The 24462-nt window shown below is 68.0% G+C and carries 22 protein-coding genes; 16 read left to right on the forward strand and 6 right to left on the reverse strand.

Annotation, left to right across the window (positions count from 1 at the left end; translation table 11 throughout):
• Positions 1-112 precede the first annotated feature (112 nt).
• A complete protein-coding gene (locus ACWEQQ_RS12420) occupies positions 113-451 on the forward strand; it encodes an NIPSNAP family protein (RefSeq protein ID WP_452345576.1) in 339 nt (112 codons plus the stop codon).
• A gap of 30 nt (positions 452-481) precedes the next feature.
• Positions 482-1249: an SDR family NAD(P)-dependent oxidoreductase gene (locus ACWEQQ_RS12425; protein WP_452345577.1), complete on the forward strand. Its 768-nt coding sequence runs from the start codon at positions 482-484 to the stop codon at positions 1247-1249.
• Positions 1250-1312: 63 nt separating this feature from the next.
• Here the strand turns inward: ACWEQQ_RS12425 and ACWEQQ_RS12430 are convergent, their stop codons facing one another.
• The gene (locus tag ACWEQQ_RS12430; protein ID WP_452348252.1) at positions 1313-1762 is read right to left on the reverse strand and encodes a hypothetical protein; all 450 of its coding nucleotides are present in this window, start codon (positions 1760-1762) and stop codon (positions 1313-1315) included.
• Positions 1763-1867: 105 nt separating this feature from the next.
• Positions 1868-2365, reverse strand: coding sequence for a flavin reductase family protein (locus ACWEQQ_RS12435; RefSeq protein WP_452346254.1), 498 nt, complete (start codon positions 2363-2365; stop codon positions 1868-1870).
• Positions 2366-2753: 388 nt separating this feature from the next.
• On the opposite strand from ACWEQQ_RS12435, the gene ACWEQQ_RS12440 reads away from it, so the two are divergent.
• From ACWEQQ_RS12440 to ACWEQQ_RS12490, 11 genes are all read left to right on the forward strand, one after another.
• Positions 2754-3746, forward strand: a complete 993-nt coding sequence (locus ACWEQQ_RS12440) for an alpha/beta hydrolase (RefSeq protein WP_452348253.1) — start codon at positions 2754-2756, stop codon at positions 3744-3746.
• Positions 3747-3775: 29 nt separating this feature from the next.
• Positions 3776-5734: an acetate--CoA ligase gene (acs, locus tag ACWEQQ_RS12445; RefSeq protein WP_452348254.1), complete on the forward strand. Its 1959-nt coding sequence runs from the start codon at positions 3776-3778 to the stop codon at positions 5732-5734.
• A gap of 322 nt (positions 5735-6056) precedes the next feature.
• Complete coding sequence (locus ACWEQQ_RS12450; protein ID WP_452348255.1) at positions 6057-7250, forward strand: acyl-CoA dehydrogenase family protein; 1194 nt, start codon at positions 6057-6059, stop codon at positions 7248-7250.
• Positions 7243-8424: an acyl-CoA dehydrogenase family protein gene (locus ACWEQQ_RS12455; protein WP_452348256.1), complete on the forward strand. Its 1182-nt coding sequence runs from the start codon at positions 7243-7245 to the stop codon at positions 8422-8424. The genes ACWEQQ_RS12450 and ACWEQQ_RS12455 overlap by 8 nt, the downstream gene beginning before the upstream one ends.
• 190 nt (positions 8425-8614) lie before the next feature.
• Positions 8615-9604, forward strand: coding sequence for an oxidoreductase (locus ACWEQQ_RS12460; protein ID WP_452346259.1), 990 nt, complete (start codon positions 8615-8617; stop codon positions 9602-9604).
• 129 nt (positions 9605-9733) lie between these two features.
• The gene (locus tag ACWEQQ_RS12465; RefSeq protein ID WP_452346260.1) at positions 9734-10240 is read left to right on the forward strand and encodes a hypothetical protein; all 507 of its coding nucleotides are present in this window, start codon (positions 9734-9736) and stop codon (positions 10238-10240) included.
• A gap of 164 nt (positions 10241-10404) precedes the next feature.
• Positions 10405-11088 carry a TetR family transcriptional regulator gene (locus ACWEQQ_RS12470; RefSeq protein ID WP_452348257.1) on the forward strand — a complete coding sequence of 228 codons (684 nt, stop codon included), beginning with the start codon at positions 10405-10407 and terminating at the stop codon, positions 11086-11088.
• Positions 11073-12125 (forward strand): hypothetical protein, encoded by a 1053-nt coding sequence (locus ACWEQQ_RS12475; RefSeq protein WP_452348258.1) that lies wholly within the window; start codon positions 11073-11075, stop codon positions 12123-12125. The genes ACWEQQ_RS12470 and ACWEQQ_RS12475 overlap by 16 nt, the downstream gene beginning before the upstream one ends.
• 78 nt (positions 12126-12203) lie before the next feature.
• Positions 12204-13193 (forward strand): alpha/beta hydrolase, encoded by a 990-nt coding sequence (locus ACWEQQ_RS12480; protein WP_452348259.1) that lies wholly within the window; start codon positions 12204-12206, stop codon positions 13191-13193.
• Positions 13194-13368: 175 nt separating this feature from the next.
• Entirely contained in the window at positions 13369-14529 is a 1161-nt protein-coding gene (locus ACWEQQ_RS12485; protein ID WP_452346592.1) for a zinc-binding dehydrogenase, read from the forward strand.
• Positions 14530-14622: 93 nt separating this feature from the next.
• Positions 14623-17862, forward strand: coding sequence for a protein kinase domain-containing protein (locus tag ACWEQQ_RS12490; RefSeq protein WP_452348260.1), 3240 nt, complete (start codon positions 14623-14625; stop codon positions 17860-17862).
• Positions 17863-17867: 5 nt separating this feature from the next.
• On the opposite strand, the gene ACWEQQ_RS12495 is transcribed toward ACWEQQ_RS12490, so the two are convergent.
• The 4 genes from ACWEQQ_RS12495 to ACWEQQ_RS12510 form a co-directional block, all read right to left on the reverse strand.
• Positions 17868-18122 (reverse strand): hypothetical protein, encoded by a 255-nt coding sequence (locus ACWEQQ_RS12495; protein ID WP_452348261.1) that lies wholly within the window; start codon positions 18120-18122, stop codon positions 17868-17870.
• Complete coding sequence (locus tag ACWEQQ_RS12500) at positions 18116-18346, reverse strand: hypothetical protein (RefSeq protein ID WP_452348262.1); 231 nt, start codon at positions 18344-18346, stop codon at positions 18116-18118. Before ACWEQQ_RS12500 ends, ACWEQQ_RS12495 begins: the two co-directional genes overlap by 7 nt.
• A 266-nt stretch (positions 18347-18612) precedes the next feature.
• A complete protein-coding gene (locus tag ACWEQQ_RS12505; RefSeq protein ID WP_452348263.1) occupies positions 18613-20145 on the reverse strand; it encodes a GAF domain-containing protein in 1533 nt (510 codons plus the stop codon).
• Positions 20146-20400: 255 nt separating this feature from the next.
• Complete coding sequence (locus ACWEQQ_RS12510) at positions 20401-21726, reverse strand: amidase family protein (protein ID WP_452348264.1); 1326 nt, start codon at positions 21724-21726, stop codon at positions 20401-20403.
• Between the two features lie 119 nt (positions 21727-21845).
• Here ACWEQQ_RS12510 and ACWEQQ_RS12515 point away from each other — a divergent pair, with 119 nt between their 5' ends.
• Genes ACWEQQ_RS12515 through ACWEQQ_RS12525 form a run of 3 tightly spaced genes read left to right on the forward strand, consistent with a single transcriptional unit; the run spans position 21846 to position 24462 of the window.
• Entirely contained in the window at positions 21846-22478 is a 633-nt protein-coding gene (locus ACWEQQ_RS12515) for a DUF1989 domain-containing protein (RefSeq protein WP_452339235.1), read from the forward strand.
• Entirely contained in the window at positions 22475-23596 is a 1122-nt protein-coding gene (locus ACWEQQ_RS12520) for an oxidoreductase (RefSeq protein ID WP_452348265.1), read from the forward strand. The genes ACWEQQ_RS12515 and ACWEQQ_RS12520 overlap by 4 nt, the downstream gene beginning before the upstream one ends.
• A complete protein-coding gene (locus tag ACWEQQ_RS12525) occupies positions 23593-24462 on the forward strand; it encodes a polysaccharide deacetylase family protein (RefSeq protein WP_452348266.1) in 870 nt (289 codons plus the stop codon). The genes ACWEQQ_RS12520 and ACWEQQ_RS12525 overlap by 4 nt, the downstream gene beginning before the upstream one ends.

Raw genomic sequence — 24462 nt, forward strand, 5'->3', positions numbered from 1 at the left:
CGTTCGCGGCCGACAATCGGGCAAGTTCGCACCCCGGTGGGCAGTCGGCTTCCACCGATTTCACAAGCCTTCTCCCGGTCGTAGCAGGTCAGCGATGTGATAGATTGATCTAGTGACTACCACTACCTCTATTTTCGAGCTCCGCACGTACGAGGCGGTACCCGGCAAGCTCGACGCGCTCCTGACTCGTTTTCGCGATCACGCCGCGGCGCTGTTCGAGAAGCATGGAATGACCAACATCGGTTTCTGGGTGGCCTCCGACGAGGCGGGCGAGCCCACCGAGACCCTGGTCTACCTGGTGTCCCACGCCAGCCGCGAGGCCGCCGCGAAATCGTGGGAGGCCTTCTGGGCGGACCCCGAGTGGATCGCCGCGCGATCCGACGGCGAACAGGTCACGGCCAGCGCGACCTCGAAGTTCCTCGACCCGACGGATTTCTCCCAGCTGCGCTGAAGCGCGCTGCAGACCACTCGAAGGACATGCATGACCTCGCTCTTCGACCTCACCGGACACGTCGCGCTGATCACCGGAGGTAATTCCGGAATCGGGCTGGGCATGGCGCACGGGCTCGCCCAGTGCGGCGCCGACGTCTGCATCTGGGGCACCAACGCCGAGCGCAACGACACCGCCGCACAGGAGCTCGCGAAACACGGCACCCGGGTGCGGGCGATCCGCTGCGACGTGGGCGACGAGGACGCCGTGACGGCGAGTTTCGCCGAGACGCTCGACTACTTCGGGCGGGTCGACTCCTGCTTCGCGAACGCCGGCACCCGCGCTCCCGACATCGCGTTCATCGAGACGAGTCTCGCGGACTTCCGATCGGCCACCCGGGTGAATCTGGAGGGCGCGTTCCTCACCCTGCGCGCCGCGGCGAGGCACATGGTGGAGCGCGGCGGCGGGGGCGTGCTCGTGGGCACGTCGAGTGTCTCGTCCCTGCACGGTACCCCCCGCGGTCAGGCCTACGCCGCGAGCAAGGCCGGCCTGTCGGCCCTGATCCGGGGGTGCGCCGTCGAGCTGGCGCGGCACCGGATCAACGCGCACTCGCTCGTGGTCGGCTGGACCGAGACACCGCTGATCTCCCGGGAGATGGAGAACGCGGTGTGGGGGCAGCACGTCATGAAGCGGATGCCGCAGCGCCGCTGGGGCGAGCCGGACGACTTCGCGCGGCTCGCCGTGTATCTGGCCGGCGGAATGGGCGGGTTCCAGACCGGCGACGAGATCGTGATCGATGGCGGATACTCCATCTTCTGACCACCCGCGCCGGCCTGTGGGGTGGTGACGAACCGGTCGTCACCACCCCACAGGCCGAATCATTTACGCCGCAAGCAGATCCACTCGGCGGTCGAGCCGCGTGAAGCGCAGCCGCTGGAAGCCCGCGAAAATCAGAGCCAGCATGGAGCCGAGAAACAGCACCGTGCCCAGCCGGGTATTCGGCAGGCTCGAGAAAAGAACAGACAGATCCGGCGCTGCTTTCACGGTCACGAACACGGTGATCAGCAGTTGCAGCACGCCGATCAGTGCGCATACCGCGCCCGTCACTCGCCGACCGGACCGGAAGGCGACGATGACCGCGACCGTCGTCAGTGCCGCGAAAGCCCATGCCACCCAGTCATAGAAGGCGGCCTGCAGGCCACTGGGGTTGGCGGCGTTCAACGCTGCCAGATCCGCGAAGTTCAAGGTGGTGGCGGGAGTCGTGGCGGTGGCCGGCAAATACGTCCACGCGGGCCCGAACAATGCCAGCCAGATCGCGGCGGCGCTGATCATCAGCAGCGCGTTCGTATTGCGCTGCACGTGCGAAAGCTGTTGCGAATCAATCATTGTGTACTCGCTTCTTCGAGAGCGGATGCGGGGAGCCGTGCGGTCCCCTGATCAGATGGCGGCGAGCCGGCGGAACCGGCTGCCGTGGAACACCAGCGGCGCGGCCTCGGGATCCGCCCACAGGCCGTGGATCTCGAGCAATGCGACGGCATGGTCGCCGGCCGGAACCTCGGCGTGCAGGGAACACTCCAGCCACGCGGTGGCGCCGTGCACGAAAACCCCGCCCCCGGAGGCGCGGTCCCAGCCGATGTCGGCGAAGCGGTCGGCGGATTTCCGGGCCAGGCTCATGCAGATCTCGTCGTGTCCCTCGGCCAGCACGCTGATACCCAGCCGGGGAACGTCCCGCAGTCTCGGCCAGGTGGACGAGGAGGCCTGGAAGCACACCGAGACCAGTGGGGGTGCGACCGACACCGACGTGAACGAGCTGGCGGCCATGCCGATCGGTTCGTCGTCGACCATCGCGCATACGGCGGTGACCCCGGAGGGGAAGCACCCGAACGCGCGGCGCAGCACGCTCGAGTCGGCGGTCATCGGTTCGAAAGCGATCATCGTTCCGGTGGACCTTTCGTCCAGGTTGGGCGCGGCACTCACTGGCTGTCGGACTGTGGGCGACATGGCGACAACGGGGGCGGGCTGGTTCACGGGATCTCCAAGACATTGGGGCCGCGAGCGGGCGCGGCGGTGCATCGCTCAGCTACGACGCCAGGGCCACGCAGCGGACCGCAACCGATGCTAGATTGATTGATCTATAACGAGACTAGGTGCGCGTCTCCCACCTCGTCAACAGTTGAAAGCCGGACCCGATGCGAGTTCGCCGGGTGGAGTCCACGGCGGCGAGAACGTCGCTTCCGGACACCGCCATATGGCGGATGTACCGCGCGGCAATCACGTCGTTTGGTGGCTACGACCGCACTCCGTCGGCGGATTGACTGAATCCATGACGCAGACCACCCCATTCACCGGCAGCATCCCCGCCCGGCCGCCGTTCGACGCCGAGTTGGCTCCCGTGTTGCAAGCCTTTCGTTCCGACATTCCGTGGCTCACCGCCGACACCCTTGCCGACGTTCGCGAACTGTCGACCACGGGCCTACCCGGCCGGCCCGCGCCCGACCTGACCGTCGGAGGCAAGGTACGCGTCGACGAGCGGACGATCCCCGGCCCGGATCAGGAGCTGAACCTGACGGTGCTCACCCCGGCGGCCGGGACGGGCCCGTGGCCACTGCTGTACTACATCCACGGCGGTGGCGTCGTGTCCGGCAACCGTTTCAGCGCGCTCGACGAGATGCTGCCCTACGTTGCCGAGGGCAGCGCGGTCGTGGCGTCGATCGAATATCGGCTCGCCCCCGAGCACCCCCACCCGGCGCCGGTCGAGGACTGCTACGCCGGCCTGCGCTGGGCCGCCGAGAACGCGAACCTGTTGCACATCGACGCCGATCACATCATCGCCATCGGGTTCAGCGGCGGCGGCAACCTCGCCGCGGGCGTCGCATTGCTGGCGCGTGACCGCGGCTTCCCGGCACTCACCCATCAGATCCTCGGCTGCCCGATGCTCGACGACCGCCTGCAGACCCACAGCGCGCAGATGCTCGACCGGGAAGGCGTGTGGGATCGCAACGAGAACCTCTGGGCGTGGACCGCCCTGCTCGGCGACCGCCGGGGCACCGACGACGTCAGCCCGTACGCGGCACCCGCGCGAGCGGAGAATCTGGCCGGCCTGCCGCGCACCTTCATCGATGTCGGCTCGGTCGAGGGCTTCCGCGATGAGGCCGTCGACTACGCCCAGCGCCTGTCCCAGGCCGGAGTCAACGTCGATCTCCACGTGTGGGGCGGCGGATTCCACGGATTCGACATCGGCATCCGGCAGCCGGCGGTCACCCAGGCGTCCCTCGCGGTCCGGGACGAATTCATCCGCCGGGCCTTGGAACGCTAGCAACCGGGACTGTGGAAGAGCATTCATCGATGACCAGCAATTCGTCACCGGCGGTGTACGCGCCGTCCGAAGCCTTTGCCGCGCAGGCGAATTCCGACGCGGCGCTGTACGACCGGGCCGCGGCCGATCGCCTCGCGTTCTGGGCCGAGCAGGCCCGGCGCCTGGACTGGGCAACCGACTTCACCGAGGTGTTGGACTGGTCGGACGCCCCGTTCGCGACATGGTTCGCCGACGGCACCCTGAACGTCGCGGTCAACTGCCTCGACCGGCACGTTGCCGCCGGCAAGGGTGATCGGGTGGCGATCCACTGGGTCGGCGAACCCGGCGACAGCCGCGACCTCACCTATCGGCAGCTGCTCAGCGAGGTGTGCCGGGCCGCCAACTACTTCACCTCGATCGGCCTGACGGCCGGCGATCGTGTCGCCATCTATATGCCGATGGTGCCCGAGGCGATCGTCGCCATGCTGGCGTGCGCCCGGCTGGGCCTGACCCACTCGGTGGTGTTCGCCGGCTTCTCGGCCGCCGCGCTGCGTTCGCGGATCGACGACGCCGCGGCCAAACTCGTCATCACCACCGACGGGCAGTACCGCCGCGGCCTGCCGGCCGCATTGAAGGCGAACGTCGACACCGCGCTCGGCAGCGGGCCGACCGCCGCCGCATCCGTCGACAAGGTCCTGATCGTGCGTCGCACCGGCCACGATCCGGATCTGAACTGGGTCGAGGGCCGCGACGTCTGGTGGGACGACACCGTCGGCGCGGCGCCCGACCGCCACGAACCCGTGGCCTTCGGCGCCGAGCATCCGCTGTTCCTGCTCTACACCTCCGGGACGACCGGCAGTCCCAAGGGCATCGTGCACTCCTCCGGCGGCTACCTGACCCAGGCCGCCTACACCTTTCATTACGTGTTCGACCACAAGGAGGGCCGCGACGTCTTCTGGTGCGGTGCGGACATCGGCTGGATCACCGGCCACTCCTACCTCGTGTACGGACCCCTGTCCAACGGCGCCACCACGGTTCTCTACGAGGGCACACCGAACACCCCGGACGAACACCGCCACTTCCAGATCATCGAAAAGTACGGCGTCACAACCTATTACATCGCGCCGACGCTGATCCGCACCTTCATGAAGTGGGGCCGCGAGATCCCCGACAGCCACGACCTGAGTTCGCTGCGCCTGCTCGGTTCGGTCGGCGAACCGATCAACCCCGAAGCCTGGAAGTGGTACCACGAGGTCATCGGCGGTGGCCGCTGCCCGATCGTCGACACCTGGTGGCAGACCGAGACCGGCGCCATCATGATCTCCCCGCTGCCCGGCGTCACCGCGACCAAACCGGGCGCGGCCATGGCACCGCTGCCCGGGATCAGCGCCGCCGTCGTCGACGACAACGGGGAACCGGTCGCCGCCGGCGAGGCGGGTTACCTGGTCCTCGACCAGCCGTGGCCGGCGATGCTGCGGGGAGTCTGGGGCGACGCCGAACGATACCGCGACACCTACTGGTCACGGTTCGCCGAACAGGGCTGGTATTTCGCCGGGGACGGCGCCCGCTACGACGCCGACCACGCACTGCACGTGCTGGGCCGCGTCGATGACGTCATGAACGTCTCCGGCCACCGGATCTCCACCGCCGAAGTCGAATCCGCGCTGGTCGGCCACCCAGCGGTCGCCGAAGCGGCGGTCGTCGGCACCGCCGACGAGACCACCGGGCAGGCGATCGTCGCGTTCGTCGTGCTCCGCACCGGCAGCGAGCACGCCGTCGGCGATCTCGTCACCGAACTGCGCAACCTGGTCACCCTGGAGATCTCACCCATCGCCAAACCGCGCGAGATCACCATCGTGCCGGAACTGCCCAAGACCCGCTCCGGCAAGATCATGCGCCGCCTGCTGCGGGACACCGCCGAAGGCCGCGAACTCGGCGACACCTCCACCCTCGTCGACCCCACCGTCCTCGAAACCGTCCGGCGCTCCGGCACTTTCGAACAGCGATAGGAGCAGATGATGGTTTGGCGGGCAGGGGCGGGAGCGCGGGCGCGAATGCTGGTCGGCGGGACGAAACCGATCGCGTCCTGACTCGAATCGCAGCGCGGGCCGAGGCTGGGGCATCCTCCCCACGGCCCGCGCTGCTGTGCACGGTTCTCACGTTGACAGGCGAGAGGGCACGCCTTTAGCGTGGTCGATTAGATCATTCTATCTACTGCAATCTCACCACGCCCCGGCCCATACCCGGATTGCCAGGGCGACAAGTTTTCCATCACGAAGGGGACACCCATGCGATTTCCTGGCAAGCGTGCCGTGATCACGGGAGCCGAAGTTGAGCATTGATGCCGAATCCGCACGGATAGCGGAAGCCGCGCGCCAGGTCGTGCAGGCGCACGACCCTCGCTCCGTTCCCCTCACCGAGTTCTTCGGGGCCTGCTTCGACGCCGGCCTGTCCTGGGTGCACTTCCCCGAGGGCCACGGCGGGCTCGGTGTCTCGCGCGGCCTGCAGGCCGTCGCGGACGCGATCTTCCAGGAGGCGGGCGCCCCAGCACCGTTCAGCCTGAACCCCATCGGCTACGGCATGGCCGCGCCGACCGTGCAGGAGCACGCGCAGACAGCAGAGCTGAAGCGAAAGTGGTTGCGCCCGCTCGCAACCAACGAGAACATCTGGTGCCAGCTGTTCTCCGAGCCGGGCGCCGGGTCCGACCTGGCCGGGCTCGCGACCTCGGCCGTCCGCGACGGTGACGACTGGGTGGTGAACGGGCAGAAGGTGTGGACCACCCTGGCCCACCACGCCAGCTGGGCACTGCTGATCGCCCGCACCGATCCGGACCTCCCGAAGCACAAGGGCCTCACCTATTTCGTGGTCGACATGCGCGCCCCGGGTGTCGAGACCCGCCCGCTGCGTCAGATGACCGGCCAGGCCGAGTTCAACGAGGTCTATCTCGAGAACGTCCGGATTCCGGACGCGCACCGGCTGGGCGCGGTCGGCGCGGGCTGGCAGGTCGCGATGACCACGCTGATGAACGAACGCAGCTCGATCGGCGCGAGTGGTACCCGTCGCGGTGACGGCACGATCGCGGACGCCGTCGCGCTGTGGGCGCAGCGTGCGGACCGCCACACCCCGGTGCGCCGCGACCACCTCACCCGGCTCTGGTTGCGCTCGGAAGCGCAGCGGCTCACCTCGGAGCGGTCCCGCGCCACCGCGACCCTCAGCGGCCCCGGCCCGGAGGGGTCGATCGGCAAGCTCGTCGGCGCCGAACTGAACAAGCAGATCTACGAGTTCTGCATGGACCTGCTCGGACCGGAGGGGCTCCTCTACGACGACTACACCATGCGCGACGTGGGCCCCGGCGAGGACGAACTCGGGCCGGTGCAGCAGCGCTTCCTGCGCTCACGCGCCAACACCATCGAGGGCGGCACCTCCGAGGTGCTGCGCAACATTCTCGGCGAGCGGATCCTGGGGCTGCCCGGCGATCTGCGTGCCGACTCCGGACGACCCTGGCGTGAGGTGCCCCGTGGCTGACCAGAACCCGACCCCGAGCGGGCAATTCGTGTTCACACCGGAGCAGGGGGAGCTGCGCACCGCGGTGCGCCGCTTCTGCGCCGAGCACTCCGACGAGGCGACCGTGCGGCGACTGATGGAGTCCACGCCACCGTTCGACCAGAAGGCTTGGGCCAGGCTCGGATCCGAGCTGGGCGTGCTCGGGCTCGGCGTGCCGGAGGAGCTCGACGGCTCGGGCGGCGGCATCGTCGACGCCGCGATCGCCGTCGAGGAGCTCGGCGCCGCCCTGTTCTGCGGACCGGTCTTCGGCACCCTCGCCCTGTCGATCCCCGCGCTAGTCGCGGCGCCGGACACGCCGGTGCGCGCCGAGACACTGGGCCGGCTCGTCGCGGGTGTCCGGACCGCCGCCTTCGCCGTCCCGGACCGGGCCGGGCGCTTCGCCGCCGACACCGTGACCGTGCAAGCCATCGGTTCGGGCGACCAGTGGACCGTCTCCGGGACCGTCGAGCGCGTCGTCGACGGGGGCGCCGCGGACGACCTGCTCGTGGCCGCGACCGGCCCGGACGGGGTGGCCCTGTTCGTCGTCGACGCCACCGGGTCCGGGATGGAACGCACCCCGCTGTCCACCATGGACCTGACTCGGCCGCAGGCCACGGTCCGCTTCGACGGCGCGCCGGCCCGGCTACTCGCAGGCCCGGCGGAGACGGCCCACGTCTGCGGGCACGCGCTGCGGGCCGGCGCGGTGCTGCTGGCCGCCGAGCAGGTCGGCGGCGCCCAGCACCTGCTGGACCTGAGCGTCGCGTACGCGAAGGAGCGGCTGCAGTTCGGCCGGCCCATCGGTTCGTTCCAGGCCGTCAAACACCGGCTCGCCGACATGCTCGTCGATCAGGAGCACGCCCGCACCGCGGCCTATTACGCCGCCTGGACGTTGCAGGACGGCACCGACGACCGGGAGCTCGCGGCGTCGATCGCGCAGGCGACCTGCTCGGCCGCCTTCACCCGCGTCGCGGCCGACACCGTCCAGGTACACGGCGGTATCGGATTCACCTGGGAACACCGGACGCACCTGTACTTCAAGCGCGCATTCACCGATGCCGTCCTCCTGGGCAGCGCCGAGGAACACCGGGACCGGATCGCCGAGCTCGTGCTCGACGCCGCCCCGGCCCGGTCCGAAGTCCCGGTCGCGACCGGCTAGGCCCCGGAGTGGGGCGGGGAAGACTTCCCGCCCCACTCCACAATCGCCGTCCGGCCGTTGACGAGGCGGGAGACCTGCGTCTACGCTCTCTATTAGATCAATCTATCAAATCGGTCGTATTGCCGGTTCGGGAGCTCGCCGCTGTCGAACAAGGTTTCTGAATGCGGGTGATCCGATCCAGGAAGGTGTCATGTCCAAGTCCTTCAACGCTTTCGTCGTCAACAAGAGCGACGCCGGCTTCAGCGCCGGCGTGCAGGAGCTCACGCTCGATGACCTGCCCGCGGGCGACGTCACCGTGCGTGTGCAGTACTCGAGCGTCAACTACAAGGACGGCCTCGCCTGCCTTCCCGAGAGCCCCGTCGTGGGCTCCTACCCGATGGTGCCGGGCATCGACCTGGCCGGCACTGTCGTCGAGTCGAGCGACCCGCGCTTCACGCCCGGCCAAGAGGTGGTCGCGATCGGCCGCGAGCTGGGCATCTCGCACTTCGGCGGCTTCGCCGAGTACGCGCGGCTGACCGGCGATTGGCTGGAGCCGCTCCCGTCGGGCCTCACCCTGAAGGAGGCGATGGCGCTGGGCACGGCCGGATTCACTGCGGCACTGTCGATTCAGCGGCTGGAGGAGAACGGCCTGAAGCCGGGCGACGGCCGCGTGCTCGTCACGGGCGCCACCGGCGGCGTGGGCAGCACGGCGGTGAACATGCTCGCCGGCCTCGGCTACGAGGTCTCCGCCAGCACCGGCAAGAGCGAGGAGCACGATTTTCTGCGCGGGCTGGGCGCGACCGAGATCCTCGGCCGCGATGAGGTTTCCGCGCAGGGCGCCCCGGTGGAGGCCGAGCGGTGGGCGGCCGGGGTGGATCCGGTGGGTGGCGACACCCTCGCCTACCTGCTGCGCACCACGCGCTACCGGGGCTCCGTGGCGAACTGCGGCCTCACCGGCGGTCCGATGCTGTCGACCACCGTGCTCCCCTTTATTCTGCGCGGCGTCAACCTGCTCGGAATCGACTCCGTCATGTGCCCGGCGGATGTGCGCGCCGCGGTGTGGCTGCGCCTGGGTACGGACCTGAAGCCGAAGAACCTGGCGGAGAGCATTTCTCACGAAATCGGCCTGGACGAGGTCCCGGCGGTCGCCGGCGCAATCCTCGCAGGTTCCGTCAAGGGCCGGACGATCGTGCGGCTGTAGCGACTCACACCCCCGTAACCACGGTGACAACTCCCCTCGGGTGGCTAACGCCGTCGGCTACGACGAATTCTCGCGGACCGGCCAGGTCGTCTCGGTCGGTGTCGAGCTCAGTTGAGAGGACTGAAATCAATGGAGAAATTCACCCTGCAACAGATGGAAGAGTTGCTCGCGGTTCATGAAATGGCCGAGTTCAATCTCGATCTCGATGCAACGATGGCGACGCTCGTCGATAATCCGGTGTACGAGCTCCCAACCCTCGGATGGCACATCGAGGGCCAGAGCGCTGTTCGCGAGACATATGCGCGCATGCTCCCCGGCAGTGACAAGCGGAATATCTGGGCCGACAAGCGAGTGCATGCGGTTTCCGAAAACGAGCTGTGCCGCGAAGCCTACGTGTACTTCGACACCGAAAGCGGTCGTGTCACCGGCCGATACTTTGTGGTGATGGCTTTCGAGGGCAATCGGATTTCCGGCGAGCGGATGTACATGGACACCGCTTTCGCCAAGGCGATGACCGAAATTCTCGGACCCGACTTCGGCGACGTCCCGGGAGTGTCGAGGCTGGAGGACATGAGTCCGCCGCCCGTGCCGCGGCTGGATCGAGCGGCGGAGCACGCCGCCAATCCGAACCACTGATCCGGCAGCTCTGACGGCTCCGCGCGCAGCCGGATATCGGCGCGCGGCCACGGAGTCGGTCTCTCGGGTCCATCACGGCTGGGTGGTGGACCCGAGAGCATCCTGCAGCGGATCTTCCACTGAATGGGACCGAACCAAACAGTTTGGTTTGGTATGATGTGAGCGTGACCACTCCCACCGGTGCCGATACCACCCTCGACCGCATCCTCACCGCCGCGACGGACGAGTTCGCCCAGTACGGCGTGGCGGGTGCGCGCATCGATCGGATCGCCCGCAGGGCGAAGTCGAGCAAGGAACGGCTGTACGCGTACTTCCGCAGCAAACAGGAGCTCTATCGGTTCGTCGCGGAACGCGAGCTGGCCGCGATGACCGCCGCCACCCGCCTCGACGCGACCGACCTGCCCGGCTATGCCGGGCGGGTGCACGACTACTTCATGGCCCATCCCGACCACCTGCGCCTGATGCATTGGGGCCGGTTGGACGTCGCCGGCAACGAGACTCCCGGCGATCCCTTCCAGGTGGCCGTGCGGCAGACCGTGCGACGCGGTGTCGAGCAGGTGCGGCAGGCACAGCTGGCCGGGCACCTGGATCCGGCGTGGGACCCGATCGACGTCATGGTCGTGGTCAATCAGATCGCCCTGTCCTGGGCCGAGCAGCCCGATCTCGTCGACCTCGCCGAGGGACAGGTTCGCGACCCTTCCGATGCGGCGCGGCGCGTCGCGATCGTCGCCGCGGTGGCGGGCCTGTTCCCGGCGGCGGCCGCGTCACCCACCAGCCCTGACACCGACGGCCGGAGCCCGACGGCTGTGCATGAGGATCGAGGAGTCCGTTCGTGCGGGAGTGGATAGTCAAACTCAATACAATCGACGGCGGCGCGGCGGAAGCCCTGCGGGTGATCGAGCATTTCGACACGCTGGTCGACCAGCGGTCCTCGGCGCTGGCCATGCTCCGGGCGGCCGCGGCGCTGGCCGATTGCCCGGTCGGGCTCGAGGATCCGGAACGCGGCCTCCGGGTCGGTGTGGACGCGGCCGGCCGGACCATCTCCGACCTCGGCCCCGGGACGGCGTCACGTCAGACGGAGCGATTCGAGGAGATCACCGTATGGCTGGACCGGGAGGGTCCGCTCTGGCCCCTGGACCACCTGATTCTCGAACGATTCGCCCGTAGCCTGCATGCGGTCAAGAAGACTCGCGACACCTCCCCGGCGGTGGCCGCGACCCGTATCGCCTGTGATCCGGACGTCGCCCCCGCCGATCGTCACAATGCGCTGCGGCAGCTGGGCCTGGGGTCGACGGTCATGGTGGTGGCCACTCATCTGTCCGATGCGCGGCGGATGCCCCCGGGGCTCGTCCTCGATGAGCACCAGATCCATCTCTTCCCCGCAGCACCGGCCCAGCACACGATCCCGCGCGACATCGCCGCCGGAATCCACGCCTGCGCCGGCGCCGAGGTCCACCAGGCGTGGCAGCACGCCCGCACCGCGCTGCGCATCGCCATCGATCTCACCACCGGCGAGCCCACGCATGTGCGCTACGACCAGCTCGGCTGCATCGCCACCGTCGTGGAGAGCGTCGATGCGGATACCGCCGCGCGCGCACCCGATGTCCGCCGGGTGGTCGAGCTGCAGGCCCAGCGGCCGTGGGTGGTTCCGACAATCGAGGCGGTACTGAGTCACAGCAGCATTCGCGAGGCCGCCCGCCTGCAGAATCTGCACCACTCCACCATGCGCCAGCGCATCGACTGGCTCGAACGTCAGCTCGGATACACCCCGCTCAGCAGCGGCGGATACACGCGCGCGAGCACCACGCTGATGCTGTGGCGGATCGCGATGGCCGCTGAACGGCCGCGCAATTCGCTGCTGCCGGTGCCCGCCGTTTGTCGGTGATCGGGGCGGTAGTCGCGTCGGGTTGGCGGCTGTGACCGGCCTCATAAGGCCGGTTCACTGAATGCCGAAGGAGGTCCCATGACCCAGAACGCATTCTCTTTCGGCCCCGCACCGGTGCGGCCGCCCTACGATCCCGAACTGGTCCCCGGACTCGCCGCGATTCGAGCCGCCACGCCGGCGCTCAGCGACGACACTCTGGAGCTCGTGCGCGAGATCACGAAGGCGGCGGTGCCCGGGCGCGACCCGATCGATCTGACCGCGGGCGGCCGAGTCCGGGTCGAAGAGCTGACCATCACGCCCGCGGAGGCCGAACTCCCGCTCGTCGTGCTCAGTCCGGCCGAGGGGCAGGGACCGTGGCCGTTGATCTATTACGTGCACGGCGGCGGAATGGTCGCGGGCGGGCGCCACCTGGGTCTGGACGACCTCATCTCGCACGTGGCGGACGGCAGTGCGGTCGTGGTGTCGATCGAATACCGGCTCGCGCCCGAACATCCCGATCCCGCGCCGATCACGGACTGCTATGACGGTCTGCGCTGGTGCGCCGAGAATGCCGGGCAGCTGCGGATCGACCCGTCGCACATCATCGTCACCGGGACCAGCGCCGGCGGCGGCCTGGCCGCGGGCGTCACGCTGATGGCGCGTGACTCGGGCTTCCCGGCGGTGAGCCACCAGGTGCTGGTCTGCCCGATGCTCGACGACCGGTTCGAAACCCACAGTTCCCGCATGCTCGACGACGACGGGACCTGGGACCGCAACGGCAACCTGTACGGCTGGACCGCACTGCTCGGTGACCGGCGCGGCACCGAGGACGTCTCCTACTATGCGGCGCCCGCGCGCGCGAAAGACCTGTCCGGGCTGCCGCGCACCTTCATCGACGTCGGGTCCGCCGAGGGCTTTCGCGACGAGGTCATCGTCTACGCGATGGGCCTGAGCCAGGCCGGGGTGAGCGTGGACCTGCACATGTGGGGCGGCGGTTTCCACGGCTTCGAGAACATCACGCCGGCGGCGATCGCCCAGTCCTCGTTCTCGACCCGTACCGAGTTCTTTCGCCGCGCGCTGAAACGCTGAACGCCCGCAACAATTCTCACCCGACCCGGCTGTGCCACCGGCGGATTCCGCCGGTGGCACAGCCGTGCCGTATTCAGGGGAATGTGACGGCACCCGCCAAACCCGGTGAGAACGGCGTCCATATCCCGCCGAATGGCGGGTTATCCGGTCGGCATGCAGGAAATACGCTGCGGATATGAAGGCAGTCGTATGTAGCGCTGGAAAACTCGAAGTCACCGATGTTCCCGATCCGCGGCCGGGGCCGGGCCAGGTATTGATCAATGTGTCCCGTTGCGGGATATGCGGTTCGGATCTGCACGCACGCGTCCACAGTGACGAACTCGCCGATATGGCCGCAACCGTCGGCTACCACCAGATGCCGCGCCACGAGGACAAAGTCGTTTTCGGTCACGAATTCTGCGGAGAGGTCGTCGAATACGGTCGCGACACCCGGCGCCGCTGGAAGCCGGGTACCCCGGTGGTGGCGATGCCCATGTGCCGCAACGGCAAGGACGTCCAGATAATCGGGACCTCGACCCAGGTGCCGGGCGGATACGCCGAGCAGATCGTCGTGCAGGAGTCGATGACGTTCGCGGTGCCGAACGGACTGCCGGCCGCGCACGCGGCCCTGACCGAACCGATGGCGGTCGCCTGGCATGCGGTGCGTCGCAGTCGAATCGGTAAGAAGCAGAACGCGTACGTCATCGGCTGCGGTCCGATCGGACTGGCCGTGATCGCGATGCTGAAGGCGGCGGGAGTGCGCTCCGTCGTGGCCTCGGACTACTCGCCGCGGCGCCGGGAGCTGGCCGCCCGCTGCGGCGCCGACGTGGTGGTCGATCCGCGCGATTCCGATCCGTTCTCCTCCTCCCCGTACCCGAATCGGCTCACCAATGTCCCGGATCTGCTCAACCTCGGCTTCGACACCATGGAGAAGTTGCGCCGGGTCCCGAATGTGCCGTGGTGGTACGCGTTTCGCGCGGCGCACACATTGAACATCACCCCCTCGGGCCCGATCGTGTTCGAATGCGTGGGCGTGCCGGGCATGATCGACAGACTGCTCACGAGCGTGCCCATGATGAGCCGGCTGATCGTCGTCGGCGCCTGCCTCGAGGCCGACACCTTCCACCCCGGGATGGCCATCAACAAGGAGATCGACATCCGTTTCTCCACCGGCTACGACCCGGGCGAATTCCGCGACACCCTGCACATGCTCGCCGACGGAGCGGTCGACCCGGCGCCCCTGATCACCGGAACGGTCGGACTCTCGGGTGTGGACGCGGCCTTCACCGCCCTCGGTAACCCCGAGGAACACGCCAAGATCCTCGTCGATCCCGCGAGCGCGGCCACCCTCCCCTGACCGGGGCGTGGCGGCAGCGTGCGAACATCCGGTCCGGACGAGCGCCGACGGGGATATTCTGGCTGGTGCCCGCTGGTAGATCCTGAGTAACCGATGGTCGAGAACGATCCCTGCAAGACCCAGCGTGATGTCGGCGTCGATGTCATCACGGAGCTGAGAACTGCCGGTTTCGAGGACGCGGAGGAGATCGGGCGGGGCGGGTTCGGCGCGGTGTACCGGTGTCGCCAGGTCGGTGTGGACCGCACGGTGGCGGTGAAGGTGCTGACCGAGGAATTCGACGAGAATCGTGAGCGATTCCTGCGCGAGCAGCGAGCGATGGGGCGGTTGACCGGACACCCGAACATCGTCGACATGCTGGAGGTCGGTACCACCGGCAGCGGTCACCCCTACCTGGTGATGCCGTACCACTCGTTCGGCTCGCTGCAGACGCGCATTCAACGCGACGGCCCGTTGCCGCTGCCGGAGGTCCTGCACCTCGGGGTGAAGATCGCCGGTGCGCTCGAAACGTCGCATCGCACCGGCGTTCTGCACCGCGATATCAAGCCGGGAAACATTCTGCTGACCGACTACGGCGAGCCGGCGTTGACGGATTTCGGGATCGCTCACATCACCGGCGGTTTCGAGACCACGACCGGCACGATCACCGCTTCTCCGGCTTTCACCGCACCCGAGGTGCTCAGTGGGGAAGCCCCGAGCCGGGCCTCGGATGTCTACGGGCTGGGAGCCACATTGTTCTGCGCGCTGACCGGTCACGCGGCCTTCGAGCGCCGTAGCGGTGAACAGGTGGTCGCTCAATTCCTGCGCATCACCCAGCAACCGATTCCGAATCTGCGCGACAAAGACATTCCCGAGGATGTGTGCACGCTGATCGAGGGTGCGATGGCGCGCAACCCGCTCGACCGTCCCACCGCCGCGGAGCTGGGAGACCAACTCCGGGAGCTCCAGCGCCGGTACGGTTTCCTGGTCGACCGCATGCCCCTGCGGGCCGAACCTGGAGCCGAGTCCTATTCGGTGCCGCCGTCGGCGGACACGGCACCGAACGGCGTCGGGAATCTGCCGCTCGAGTTGACCAGTTTCGTGGATCGCCGCATCCAGGTGACCGAGGTCAAGAACCTGCTCGCCGGTTCCCGTCTGGTGACGCTGACCGGGATCGGCGGGGTCGGTAAGTCGCGGCTCGCACTGCGGGTAGCGCACAAGGTGACGGGAGAGTTCACCGACGGCGTGTGGCTGGTCGAGCTGGGCGATATGCGGGATCCGGCCTTACTGGTCGACATCGTCGCCACTGCGCTCGGCCTGCGCAGCAGAGGGGGTGGACCGATGCTCGACGTGCTGGTCGGCTATCTGTCCACCCGCAACCTGCTGGTGGTGCTGGACAACTGCGAGCAGGTGATCGACGCGGTCACGACACTGACCGAATCGCTGCTGAGGGCCTGTCCGGACGTGCGGATTCTGGCGACCAGCCGTGAGGCTCTCAATGTCAGCGGAGAATCGGTGCTCGCGGTGCCCCCGTTGACGATTCCCGATCCAGCGATCAAGTCGGCATCGAGAGTTGCTCGTGAGGACGCCGTGGCCTTGTTCGCCGAACGAGCCGCCGCGGTGGTGCCCGGCTTCGAGGTCGACGACGGCAACAGAGCCTGCGTCACCCGGATCTGTGCTCGCTTGGACGGACTCCCGCTGGCGATCGAACTCGCGGCGGCCCGGCTGCGCACGATGTCGCTCGACCAGATTCTGACCCGGCTCGACGACCGCTATGGTCTGCTGACTCGCGGACGTCGCGGCGCCCCGATGCGACAGCAGACTCTGGCCTGGTGCATCGGCTGGAGCTATGACCTGTGCACACCGGACGAACAACGGTTGTGGACCCGATTATCGGTCTTCGCAGGCGGTTTCGAACTCGACGCCGCCGAGCAGATATGCGGTGGCGATCTGACGCAGTCGGAGTTGCTCGACTCCCTGTCCGCACTGGTCGACAAGTCGATTCTGATCCGCGAGGAAGTCGATCGAACTGTCCGCTTCCGGATGCTCGAGACCGTCCAGGAATACGGTAGGCACCAGGCCGAGGACGCCGACGAGTACATGGATTCCGTTCGGCGACACCAGGATTGGTGCTTCGGTCTGGCGCTCCAGGCAGAGGCCGAATGGATCGGACCGCACCAGATGCAGTGGGTTGCCAGACTGGAGCGGGAACTGCCGAACCTCCGCAAGGCACTGGAATTCGCCGTGTCCGAGGCGAACGAAGCAGCGTTGCGGATGACCATGGCCCTGTACCCGTTCTGGATAATGCGCGCGCGGTTGAGCGAGGGTCGCCGCTGGACTGCTCGTGCACTCACCCACACGACCGGAGCGCCGACCATCGATCGGGCCAAGGCGCTGCATGCCGCCGAGGCAATGGCCACGCTGCAAGGCGACTTCGCCGACGCCACCGACAAACTGACACAACTGAGGCACGTGGCCGAACAGACCAACGACCCCGTGGTCGGGGCTCTGCTCGCGCACTCTGCCGGAAACACCGTTCTGATGCGGGGCGACGCCGACGTGGATCGCGCGCACAAGCTCGTGGCCGACGCCGTCGAGATCTACGAAGCATCCGGTGAGCTCAGCCTGCAATTGGATGCGCTGATCTCCCTCGGATGGTCTTGCGCGGTCCTGGGTGACATGCCGCAGGCCATCGGATGCTTCGACCGGGTGCTCGCAATCACCGAATCCACCCACGAAACGATGCTCCGGTCCTGGGCATTGTGGGCAGCGGGGTACACCGCTTGGCGTGGGGGCGAGCCCGGCCGCGCTGTGCACTTGCTGCAGGAGGGCATTCGGCTGGCCCGGCTGGCGGCAGATCCGCTCGTTGCCGCGGCCTGTATGGAAGCACTGGCCTGGGTCACGGCCGAGCAACACCCTGATCGACGCCCAGCTGTGCTGATGGGTGCCGCCGATTCGCTGGTGAGCGTTGCCGGCAGTTCCGCATTCGTGTTTCCCGTTCTGCTCGTCCACCGCAACGACTGCGTGAGCACCACCCGGGAGGCGCTCGGTGCCAAAGCATTCGAGGCGGCCCGCCAGGAAGGCGCCGCCATGACGTTCGATTCCGCTGTGGCCTTCGCGCTCGGCGAGCAATCCAGCGCCGCCGCACCCGCCCAGGGTCCCGGCGCGACCCTGACGAAGCGGGAGCGCCAGGTCACCGAGCTCGTTGCCCGAGGTTTGTCCAACAGGGCGATCGCCGCTCAGCTCGTGATCTCACAGCGCACCGCGGAAGGTCACGTCGAACACATCCTGACCAAGCTCGGTTTCACCTCGCGCTTACAGATCGCGACATGGGCGGCCGAGCAGCCCGGCTCCTGAATCCGTTACCACCCAGCAGGCCCGGCAGGTTGCGGATCGAGGAACAATCGCTCATTCGGCAGGCGCGCTTCCGGCAGCGATTCCTCGATCTCCTGCATGATCAATTCGATTGCACACCAGCACTTTCGGCGACAATCATGAATCAGATTCCGGGCGGCGGCCAAGGTTGCGCGGTAGTCGAACACCGTTCCGCCCAACCAGATCCGCACGTGCACATCGCCCTGGGCCCGGAGCCGTGCTTCCTCGGCGCTGGTCAGCATCGAACATCACCGGCCCTGCTGCGGCCATCAACGCGCCACGCCGAGGTCAACGCGTCCGACAATTTCTGCTTGAACCACCGCTGCTCCGAGTTGTCGGATCGCCGAATCGACAACCCTTCCTCGAGCAGCGTCATGAACCGCCGCCGGTCGACACCGAATGCCACCAACAGCTCGCCCGCACTCGCACCGCCGTACGGCGCCCAGCGGATCGCGAATTCGATCACCGACCTCGTGTCCGGTTCGATCGATCTGCCGGACGCGAGGAACTCCAACTGACTCAGCGCCGACCGGACCCAGAACGCGTCGCGACCTCGCTGTTGATTCCGTCCATCCATGATGTTCCCGAGCGGTAGTGGCTGACCTGTCCTCCACCACCTTCTTCGGGAACCGCCGCTCGGACGACGGGATATCTACCTACCCACATACCTGTTTTCGGCGCGCCCACCTACCTGTTTTCTGCGCGCGAGCGGGCGATCGGATGACGACGAGGTTATTCCTCGGATATCGCAGCCGAGGTCGCGAACGGAATGCCGGCCTGCAGCAACGTCCCCTCGCCCGGATGGCTGGTCAGCTCCATCCGGCCGCCGAGGGCTTCGATGCGGTCTCGCAGACCGACCAGCCCGGAGCCCTTGGCCGGGTCGGCGCCGCCGATTCCGTCGTCCCGGATCGAAAGCTGGAGCTGCTGGCCGGCGGTGGTGATGTGCACGATCGCTTCGGTGGCCCGCGCGTGTTTGGCCGTGTTCGTCAGCGCCTCTGCCGCGATGTAATAGGCGGCGGTTTCGGTGGATTCGGGCATGGGCGTGTCGAGGTTCAGGTCGAGGTTCACCGGAACGGTGCAGCGGCGAGCGAGCGCCTTCAGCGCCGGGCCGAGTCCGCCCTTCGACAGGATCGCCGGATGGATCCCGCGGCAGATCTCGCGGAGTTCGTCCGAGACGCCGACCAGGCCCTGCACGACGTCGGAAAGTTGCGCTTCGAGCGTGGTCAGTTCGGGTGGCACCGATGCCTCGGCGGTGCGGAGCGCGAGTCCCAGCGAGACGAGGCGTTGTTGCGCGCCGTCGTGCAGATCACGTTCGATCCGGCGCCGGGCCTCGTCGGCGGCCGCGACGATGCGGGCGCGGGATGCGGTGAGTTCGGCCCGGGCCTCGGCATTCGCGATCGCGGTCGCGAATAGGTCCGCGAATTCGGCGAGGCGCTCCTCGGTGTCGGCCGGCAGGGGCTCGCGGCGCGACGATCCGGCGACGATCGCGCCCCACAGGTGGCCGTCGACGACGATCGGCGCCCCGACGCCCGAGCGCAGACCCAGCTCCCGGATGCGTGCCGCGGCGGAGCCGGTCGCCTGGTCGTGGCTGTCCATCCGGGCGGTGCCCCCGGTGCGCAGCACCATGGCCGCGATGTTCTCGCCCTCGAGCGTGAACCGCTCGCCGACCGGCATCCTGGGCAGTCCGGGTTCGTCGCGTGCCGCGACGAACGTGCCCGAGCCATCGGGTGCGTAGAGGAACAGGGACGCGTTGACCACGCCCAGGCACCTGGCCGACTCGTGCGCCACCGCGGAGAACACCTCCGACGATGTCGCACCGCGCGCGACCAGGGTGGCGACCCGCCGCAACGCGGCCTGCTGCTGGGCGACGAGGTCGGCCGCCCGGCGGCGGCGATTCGCCTCCGCGGCATACGATCGGGCCACTGCCGCAAGGGTATTGGCCAGTAGCGCCACGCAGAGGAAGACCGCGATGGTGACGCCGTTCTGGGCTGCGGTCGAGCTGGATTGCTCCGGCCGGTGCTGGAAATAGCCGAAGGCGATGGCGCTGGCGACCGATGTCGTCACCGCCAGACCGAGTCCCCACCCGGTCGACACCACCAGAACACCGAGCAGATAGACGACACCGAACGCATTGCCGGGAGCGATCCGCCCGAGCCAGAGGACGAGAACCGACTCCGCCGCAATGAAGAACGCGGCCACCGCGACACCCAATGGCAGCGGCGGGGTCGTCGGGCGCATCGACCACGACAGCACATGTGCCCGCATCGAGAAGAGCGGCCTATCGGACTGGTAGCGCGCGGATTCTGCACCTGGCGTCGAGGTTGGCCAGCTGTGCGCCTCAGACCGTTTCCACATCATCACCCAGCGTTCACGTCGAGCCGACGGGCTCGGACAAGGTCCTCGAATTGGATCTCGATCGTCACCCTGCAGCCTACGCACCGTTCGACACCTGTCCGGCGATGGACATCGGAGTGGCGGGTCAGCGGCCCGCGACGCGATCCGGGCCGGCACGCACGGCCGTCACGACGTCCGCGCATTCACGAAGATGCGCCGCGCCCACTCGGCGTGTGCCAGCAGGTCGCCGTCGCGCCCGGACGGCAGCGACAGCAGCAGCCCACACGCGGGCCCGCCTGCCGAAGTCCGGACAGGTAGCGTGATTCCGCAGGTGCCCAGGTAGCTGAGGACCATCGTGGTGCGCAGAGTGGCGGCATTCGCGCTGTCGTAGCCGGCCGGGTCGCGGAGATCGGCCAGGCGCGGCGGCGGGTGACGCACGGTAGGGCACAGCAGTGCCGCACCGTCGAGTTCAGCGGCGAATTCCGCGCGCAAGGCGCTCATCCTGGCGTACACCGGGGCGATGGAATCCGCTGTGTGCGAGTTGCTTTCGAGCCTGCGCCGAGTAGCGGGCTCGATCGGCAGGCCGGAGCCGAGACGGTGACGGTGCAGCCGGTATGCCTCCGCGCCCACGATGGTGCCGGCGCCGTCCATCAATTCCTGTGCAGCACTCAGCGATGCCATGTCGCGCCTGCGAACATCAGCTCCGGCGCGGCGGATTTCGGCAAGAGCGGCCTCGAATTCGGCGGCGATCCCGGGCGTGACGTCTGCTGTCCACTCGCCGCCGGGCACGACGAATCGCCGCAGCGGCGTGTGCTCGCCGCGTCGCATGGGCGCGAAGATCCGGTCGAGAGCGATGATGTCGTTCACGCTGGTGGCGAGGATGCCGATGCTGTCGAGTGTGCTGGACAGGGGCGCGAAGTCGTTCGCACCGTAGCGTCCCGGGCTGGCGCGATACCCGATGATTCCGCAGTAGGCGGCGGGCACCCGTACCGATCCCGAGGTGTCGGTGCCGACCGCCAGCGGGACGATGCCGCGCGCGACCGCCACCGCGGATCCGGATGAGGAGCCGCCCGGGACCAGCTCCGGGTCGACGGGATTGGCGGGGGTGCCGAAGTGCAGGTTGATCCCGAGACCGGAGAAGGCGAACTCGCTGAGGTTGGTCTTGCCGATGGTGACCAGCCCGCTGTCATGGGCGCGCCGGACGAGGCGGCTGTCCACCGCGGCGGGTTCGTCGTGCAGGTGGCTGGCCGAACCGCTGGTCGTGACCGTGCCCTGGATATCGAAGACGTCCTTCCACGCGATCGGGACTCCGTCGAGCGGACCGCGCCGGGTGCCGCGCAGTTGGCGGCGATCGGCAGCCCCGGCCTGGTATCCGGCGCGCTCGGCGGTGACGGTGACGAGTACCGCGGTCGAATCCGATTGCCGGGCCCGGTCTACGGCGACCTCGGCCAGGTGGGCCGAGGTCGTATCGCCCGCTGCGAGCGCCCGACCCATGGCGATGGCGGTGGTCATGGACAGGACGCTACCCAGCAGTATTTCCGCTTCGATATGGAGGAAGATCCACCGAATTCCAATGATGCTGTGGGATCATCCATTTCGACAGCGCCAGCTCGTTCGGTTGACTGACCTCCATGACAGTGCTGAGCCATCCGGAGCCGATTACCGTGCCGGCGAGGCGAGCCCGAGCGGTGACCCTGAGCGCCGGTGCGAGGTTGCGGATCACCGACGTCGATGGCGGCCAGGTGGGTGATGTGTTCGCCTACAACGCCCACGATCTCACCGAGCATCACAGCGCCTCGCACACGCGCACCCACACCGCGCGACTGTTCCCCGCGCTCGGCGAGTCATTCGTGACCAACCGGCGGCGACCGATCCTCACGTATACCGAGGACACCTCGCCGGGTGTGCACGACATGCTGATCGCCGCCTGTGATCCGGAACGCTATGCGGCGTACGGGGATCCGGAACACGCCAACTGCGCCGACAATCTGCGCCACACCGTGACCGAGCTGGGATACGGTGCGCCGCCGTTCATTCCGCAACCGATCAATGTGTTCATGCGCATTCCGGTAGCCGCGGACGAGAGCCTGACCTGGCTCGAGGCCGCCACCGCGCCCGGGGACGCCATCACCTTCCGCGCCGAAATGGACTGCCTGGTGGTGGTTTCCGCCTGTCCACAAGACCACAACCCGATCAACGGGGCTCGACCCACGCCACTGGCCCTGACCGTCCTTCCCCCGACCAGCGAGGAGAACCACCGATGACCACCACCGAACTCGCCCACCCCGCACTCGAGCCGTTCGGGCTGGACACCCTGAAACTACGCAACCGATTCGCCGTGGCGCCGATGACCCGGGTCTCGGCCACCCCTGACGGCACTCCCACCGAGCAGATGACCTCGTATTACCGCGAATACGCGCTGGGCGGATTCGGCCTGATCATCACCGAGGGCATCTATCCGGACGCCGCCCACAGCCAGGGTTACTTCAACCAGCCCGGCCTGGTCACCGAACAGCACGTCGCGGGCTGGCGCGCGGTGGTCGACGCCGTGCACGCGGCGGCGACTCCGATCGTCGCGCAGCTGATGCACGCCGGAGCCATTTCCCAGGGCAATGCGCACGGTTTCGCGACCATCGGGCCGTCCGCGGTGGCGCCGCGCGGGCAGATGATGGCCGATTACGGCGGGGTCGGTGGAGCGTGGAACGCGCCCCGGGAGATGACCGCGCACGACATCGACGATGTCGTGGCCGGTTTCGTCGCGGCGGCGGAGAACGCCCGTGCGGCTGGTTTCGACGGCGTCGAGATCCATGGGGCCAACGGCTATCTGCTCGATCAGTTCCTGACCGAATACACCAACGAGCGCACCGACGAATACGGCGGGCCGGTGCGGAATCGCATCCGGCTCACCGCGCGGGTGCTGCGTGCGATTCGTGACGCCCTCGGCGACTTCCCGATCGGCGTCCGGCTGTCGCAGACCAAGGTCAACGACTTCACCTATCGCTGGCCGGAGGGTGAGGCCGACGCGCGCGCCATCTTCGCGGCCCTGACCGAGGCGACGTATCTGCACATCGCCAGCGAGGGCCGTGACTTCCTCGAGACCGCGAAACTCCCCAGCGGCACGACCGTCACCCAGCTGGCTCGGGAGGTGTCGGGTCGCCCGGTCATCGCCAATGGGGGCATGCACAATCTGCCCCAGGCCGCCGATGTGCTGACCGGCGGGCACGCCGACGTCCTATCGCTGGGTACGGGCGCACTGGCCAATCCGGACCTGCCGCGCCGGGTCGAGACCGGCGCCGAACTCTCCTCGTTCGATCATGAGATGCTGCACCCCATGGCAACCCTGGACTGCGCCGCGGCCTGGCGCGAGCGCACCGGCGAATGAGCGCTCGGACCTGGACCCGCGGCGGGGCCGCGGTGGCGACGCTGACCTTCGACGTGGACGCCGAGACGCCGATCCTCGCCGAGGGCCGGCACTACGCCGAGCACCCCATGGTGATGTCACACCAGGCCTACGGACCGGATGTGGGGGTGCCGCGCATTCTCGACCTGCTCGACGAGATGGGTGTTCCCGCAACGTTCTTCGTACCCGGTTGGGTCGCCGAACAACGCCCGGGACTGGCCGCGTCGATCGTCGAGCGCGGGCACGAGGTCGCGCACCATTCCTACAGTCACCGGCCGCCCACCTCGCTGCCCGCCGGCGCCGAGCGCGCCGATTTCGAACGCGCCCTGCAGGTATTCACGTCCCAGGGCATCGAGATCGCCGGGCATCGCGCCGCGATGTGGAGCGCCAGTCGCGAAACCCTTTCCCTGATAGCGGAATACGGCCTGGCCTACGACTCCTCGCTGATGGGCGATGACCGGCCGTACCACGTGGACACCCCACAGGGCCCGGTAATCGAACTGCCCGTGCACTGGTCGTTGGACGACTGGGAGCAGTACGCGTACCTGCCCGCACCGCGCATCGGCTCGGTCATCGAGTCCCCGGTCAAGGTCGAGCAGATGTGGCGGGCCGAGCTCGACGGCATGCGTCACTACGGCTGCCTGTTCAACGTGTGCATGCATCCGTTCCTGACCGGTCGTCCGGGCCGAATGCTGGCCCTGCGCAACCTGATCGCCTACGCCCAGGAGTGCGGAGACGTCACCTTCGGCCGCTGCCGCGACGTGGCGGCCTGGGCACGGGAGGACACCCACACCCCGACCCGCCCCCTGCCCGCCTACGACGTGGACGAAGCCGTCTACCCGAAGTAG

It is taken from the genome of Nocardia sp. NPDC004123 (assembly GCF_053603795.1).

Coding starts and splice junctions, on each gene's coding strand:
- ACWEQQ_RS12480 (WP_452348259.1), top strand. CDS start 12,204: ATGACCCAGAACGCATTCTCTTTCGGCCCCGCACCGGTGCGGCCGCCC.
- ACWEQQ_RS12440 (WP_452348253.1), top strand. CDS start 2,754: ATGACGCAGACCACCCCATTCACCGGCAGCATCCCCGCCCGGCCGCCG.
- ACWEQQ_RS12510 (WP_452348264.1), bottom strand. CDS start 21,726: ATGACCACCGCCATCGCCATGGGTCGGGCGCTCGCAGCGGGCGATACG.
- ACWEQQ_RS12425 (WP_452345577.1), top strand. CDS start 482: ATGACCTCGCTCTTCGACCTCACCGGACACGTCGCGCTGATCACCGGA.
- ACWEQQ_RS12525 (WP_452348266.1), top strand. CDS start 23,593: ATGAGCGCTCGGACCTGGACCCGCGGCGGGGCCGCGGTGGCGACGCTG.
- ACWEQQ_RS12520 (WP_452348265.1), top strand. CDS start 22,475: ATGACCACCACCGAACTCGCCCACCCCGCACTCGAGCCGTTCGGGCTG.
- ACWEQQ_RS12515 (WP_452339235.1), top strand. CDS start 21,846: ATGACAGTGCTGAGCCATCCGGAGCCGATTACCGTGCCGGCGAGGCGA.
- acs (WP_452348254.1), top strand. CDS start 3,776: ATGACCAGCAATTCGTCACCGGCGGTGTACGCGCCGTCCGAAGCCTTT.
- ACWEQQ_RS12435 (WP_452346254.1), bottom strand. CDS start 2,365: ATGATCGCTTTCGAACCGATGACCGCCGACTCGAGCGTGCTGCGCCGC.
- ACWEQQ_RS12490 (WP_452348260.1), top strand. CDS start 14,623: ATGGTCGAGAACGATCCCTGCAAGACCCAGCGTGATGTCGGCGTCGAT.
- ACWEQQ_RS12460 (WP_452346259.1), top strand. CDS start 8,615: ATGTCCAAGTCCTTCAACGCTTTCGTCGTCAACAAGAGCGACGCCGGC.
- ACWEQQ_RS12505 (WP_452348263.1), bottom strand. CDS start 20,145: ATGCGGGCACATGTGCTGTCGTGGTCGATGCGCCCGACGACCCCGCCG.
- ACWEQQ_RS12430 (WP_452348252.1), bottom strand. CDS start 1,762: ATGATCAGCGCCGCCGCGATCTGGCTGGCATTGTTCGGGCCCGCGTGG.
- ACWEQQ_RS12495 (WP_452348261.1), bottom strand. CDS start 18,122: ATGCTGACCAGCGCCGAGGAAGCACGGCTCCGGGCCCAGGGCGATGTG.
- ACWEQQ_RS12465 (WP_452346260.1), top strand. CDS start 9,734: ATGGAGAAATTCACCCTGCAACAGATGGAAGAGTTGCTCGCGGTTCAT.
- ACWEQQ_RS12485 (WP_452346592.1), top strand. CDS start 13,369: ATGAAGGCAGTCGTATGTAGCGCTGGAAAACTCGAAGTCACCGATGTT.